Genomic DNA, 2,157 nt, shown 5'->3' on the forward strand with positions numbered 1-2,157 from the left:
TCGCAATCTGGTCAGCATGGATGTCGAAGAGTCCATCCGCGGCAATCCGATCGATGGCGTCATCCTGCTGGTCGGTTGCGACAAGACCACACCGGCGCTGCTGATGGGGGCTGCGTCGTGCAACCTGCCGACCATCGCCGTTTCCGGCGGGCCGATGCTCAACGGCAAGTTCCGCGGACAGGATATCGGCTCGGGCACCCATGTCTGGAAATTCGCCGAGGAGGGTTAAGCCGGCCGCATGCCGGTTGCCGACTTTCTCGCCGCCGAGCAGGGCCAAAGCCGATCGGCGGGCAGCTGCATGACGATGGGCACAGCCTCGACCATGGCCAGCATGGTCGAAGCGCTCGGCATCGGCATGCCGGACAATGCCGCGATCCCGGCGGTGGATTCGCGCCGTGGCGTGCTCGCCCAGATGGCCGGACGCCAGATCGTCGATCTGGTGCGCAGGGACGTTAGGATCGCGGAGATCCTCACCAGGCAAGCGTTCGAGAACGCCATTCGCGTCAACGGCGCGATCGGTGGCTCGACCAATGCGGTGCTGCATCTGATCGCCATCGCCAACCGGATCGGTGTCGATCTCAGCCTCGAAGACTGGGACCGCCTAGGTCGTGACGTTCCAACTATTGTCGATTTGATGCCGTCGGGCCGGTTCCTGATGGAAGATTTCTACTACGCCGGGGGGCTAGCTGCGGTCATGGCGTCGCTTGATGAAGTGGGGCTTCTTCATCGCGACGCCATGACCGTCAGCGCCAAGACCATCGGTGAATTGATCGACGGCGCGCCGAACTACAACAGCGAGGTGATCCGGCCGCTGAGCCAGCCGCTGACCAAGGAAGGCGGCATTTCGATCCTGCGCGGCAATCTGGCGCCTGACGGCGCGGTCATCAAGCCGTCCGCGGCAACGCCCGAGCTGATGCAGCATCGCGGCAAGGCGGTGGTGTTCGAAAACATCGAGCATTACTACGCCCGCATCGACGATCCGGAGTTGGACATCGACGCCACCTCGGTGATGGTGCTGAAGAACTGCGGGCCGCGCGGTTATCCCGGAATGGCCGAGGTCGGCAACATGCCGCTGCCGGCCAAACTGCTCAAGCTAGGCATCTCCGACATGGTGCGCATTTCGGACGCGCGCATGAGCGGCACCGCCTACGGCACCGTGGTTCTGCATGTGGCGCCGGAAGCAGCCGCAGGCGGCGCGCTGGCGCTGGTGCGCGACGGCGACCTCATCGAGCTCGACGTCGCCGGCCGCCGGTTGGAACTTTTGGTGTCGGAAGAGGAGCTCGCCATCCGCCGGCGTGACTGGAAGCCGCCGGCGTCGCCGGAGGGCGGCTACCAGAGCCTTTATGTCGAGCGCGTGCTGCAGGCCGACAAGGGCTGCGATTTCGACTTTCTCGTCGGCCGGCGCGATGCCGGCATTCCTCGACATTCGCACTAGAGAGGCGCGCGATGACGGATGAAATCGGCTACGCGATCTATCCAAGCCTCAAGGGCCGCAGCGTCTTCATAACAGGCGGCGGCAGCGGCATCGGCGAAAGCCTGGTGCGCCATTTCTGCGCCCAGGGCAGCCGCGTCGCCTTCGTTGACATGGCCGAAGAACCATCCCAACGTCTGGTCGACGCGATTGCGGCCGACGGACATGCCGCGCCGCTGTTCATTCCATGCGACCTGCGCAACGTCGAAGAGTTGCAGGCGGCAACCGTGCAGGCAATGCAGCACAATGGCCCCATCCAAGCGCTGTGCAACAATGCCGGCAATGACGACCGCCACCAGACCAAGGATGTGACGGTTGCCTATTGGGACGACCGCATGGCGGTCAATCTGCGCCACCAGTTTTTCGCGGCGCAGGCAGTGCGTCCGCAGATGAGCGCGCAGGGCGGCGGCTCGATCATCAACTTCGGCTCCATCACCTGGATGGTCGGCGATCCGGATTGCCCAGCCTATGTCACCGCGAAAGCGGGTATTTACGGCATGACGCGGGCGCTGGCCCGCGAGCTTGGCCCTGAGCGCATCCGCGTCAACTGCATGGTGCCGGGCTGGGTGATGACAGAGCGCCAGATGCGCCTGTGGCTGGACCCGGCCGGCGAACGCCAGATCGCGGAAAGGCAGTGCCTGCCCGACCGGCTGCAACCCTCCGATATCGCGCGCATGGCGCTGTTC

Annotated in this window: 1 protein-coding gene and 1 pseudogene; both read left to right on the forward strand. The window is 64.7% G+C overall.

Annotation, left to right across the window (positions count from 1 at the left end; translation table 11 throughout):
• A pseudogene (locus EOA22_RS31290) lies at positions 1-1,435 on the forward strand (dihydroxy-acid dehydratase); the annotation flags it as partial.
• 11 nt (positions 1,436-1,446) lie between these two features.
• Positions 1,447-2,157 (forward strand): SDR family oxidoreductase (locus tag EOA22_RS31295; protein WP_164756097.1); only part of this gene is annotated, 711 nt, incomplete at its 3' end.

The organism is Mesorhizobium sp. M7A.F.Ca.US.014.04.1.1 (genome assembly GCF_003998745.1).
GTDB lineage: Bacteria > Pseudomonadota > Alphaproteobacteria > Rhizobiales > Rhizobiaceae > Mesorhizobium > Mesorhizobium ciceri.